This is a genomic window from Nonomuraea guangzhouensis, assembly GCF_019396345.1.
GTDB classification, from domain to species: Bacteria; Actinomycetota; Actinomycetes; order Streptosporangiales; family Streptosporangiaceae; genus Nonomuraea; species Nonomuraea guangzhouensis.
Window position 1 is genome coordinate 1 of sequence record NZ_JAHKRM010000104.1, and the last position, 1,580, is coordinate 1,580.

Annotated in this window: 3 protein-coding genes and 1 pseudogene; all 4 read left to right on the plus strand. The window is 68.4% G+C overall.

Translation table 11 applies throughout. The features are described from left to right. A pseudogene (locus KME78_RS68385) lies at positions 1–120 on the plus strand (IS630 family transposase); the annotation flags it as partial. A gap of 24 nt (positions 121–144) precedes the next feature. Next, positions 145–441, plus strand: a complete 297-nt coding sequence (locus KME78_RS63570) for a substrate-binding domain-containing protein (RefSeq protein ID WP_219539942.1) — start codon at positions 145–147, stop codon at positions 439–441. A gap of 13 nt (positions 442–454) precedes the next feature. Continuing rightward, on the plus strand, positions 455–952 hold the full coding sequence (locus KME78_RS63575; RefSeq protein WP_219539943.1) for an SRPBCC family protein: 498 nt from the start codon (positions 455–457) through the stop codon (positions 950–952). Further along, positions 949–1,458, plus strand: coding sequence for a DinB family protein (locus tag KME78_RS63580; protein ID WP_219539944.1), 510 nt, complete (start codon positions 949–951; stop codon positions 1,456–1,458). The genes KME78_RS63575 and KME78_RS63580 overlap by 4 nt, the downstream gene beginning before the upstream one ends. The last annotated feature ends 122 nt before the right edge of the window (positions 1,459–1,580 follow it).

Genomic DNA, 1,580 nt, shown 5'->3' on the forward strand with positions numbered 1-1,580 from the left:
GACATCCGGGACTGGATCGCTCAGTGGAACGACAATCCCCGCCCCTTCGTGTGGAAGAAGACCGCCGAAGAGATACTTGAATCCCTCGCTAAATATCTCCGGCGAATTTCAGGCGCATGACACTAGTGCTTTGACCGAGAAGGTTTGCCGGGTTGGCGGGTTCCGGACGACGTGGCGCTGATCGGCTTCGAGGACTCGCCGATCGCGCGGCACACCAACTCGCTGCTGACCAGTGTGCGGCAGCCGATGGCGGAGGTGGGCCGCATGCTGGCGCGAGTACTGCTGGAGGAGGTCGCCGCCCACCCGATGGCATGCGGTGCTGGCGACAGAACTGATTCGGTGGGAGTGCGCGTAGGGCGGGGCTCGTACGTGCTCGGCCAGGCGTTGTCGTACCCCCGGTGTAGCGTCCAGGCCGGAGTCAGGTTCATGCTCTGCGGTTGACGGAGGCGCGCGGATGACGAGTACGACAGGCGAGCCCGTGGTGGTGGTGTCCCGGCGCATCGGCGCCCCGGCGGGGGACATCTTCCGAATCCTGGCCGACCCCGGACGGCACCCGGACCTCGACGGCTCGGGGATGCTGCGCGGTGGCGTCTCCGACGCCGTGCTCTCGGGCGCCGGGGACGTCTTCGTGATGCGGATGCACTACGAGCGCTACGGCGACTACGAGATGAACAACCACGTCGTCGAGTACGAGCCGGACCGCCGCATCGGCTGGGAGCCGAGGCCCGGTCGCGGGCACCCGGACGCCACCGCGCCCGGGGCCGAGTGGGGCCACCGGTGGATCTTCGACCTGCTCCCGGACGGGGCCGGGGTGACGGTGGTGACCGAGATCTTCGACGGTTCGCGCATGCCGGAGGACAAACGGGCGGAAGTGGACAGCGGGCGCGCCTGGTGGCAGGCGCAGATGGCGAGCACCCTCGAACGCCTCGCCGAGCTGTGCGCCGCCCGGTGAACGCCGAACTCGACGCCCTCAAGGGCGCCCTGGACCGCCAGCGCGAGCACGTCCTCGGGATCCTCGAAGGGCTCTCGGAGGAGGATCTGCGGCGGCCGGTGCTGCCCAGTGGCTGGAACTGCCTGGCATTGCTGCGCCACCTCACCCTGGATGTCGAACGCTTCTGGTTCCCCGGGGTGATTGCAGGCGAGCCGGATGAGGCCGGACAGCTCACGGCGGGCGCGGAGGCGCACTGGTACGTACCCGAGGGGATGGGCGCCGAGGAGGTCTTCGCCGACTACCGGGCGGCCATCGCGCGCGCGGACGCCGTGCTCGCCGCTGCCACGCCCGAACAGGAGCCCGCCGGCTGGCCCGTGGAGATCTGGCCGACCTGGCGGCTGCCTGAGGTGCGGCACATCCTGATCCACGTGCTCACCGAAGTCGCCTGCCACAGCGGCCACTTGGACGCGGCGCGCGAACTGATCGACGGCACCACCTGGCTCGGTGGCAACCCCTACGCCAGCTAGTGTCATGCGCCTGAAATTCGCCGGAGATATTTAGCGAGGGATTCAAGTATCTCTTCGGCGGTCTTCTTCCACACGAAGGGGCGGGGATTGTCGTTCCACTGAGCGATCCAGTCCCGGATGTC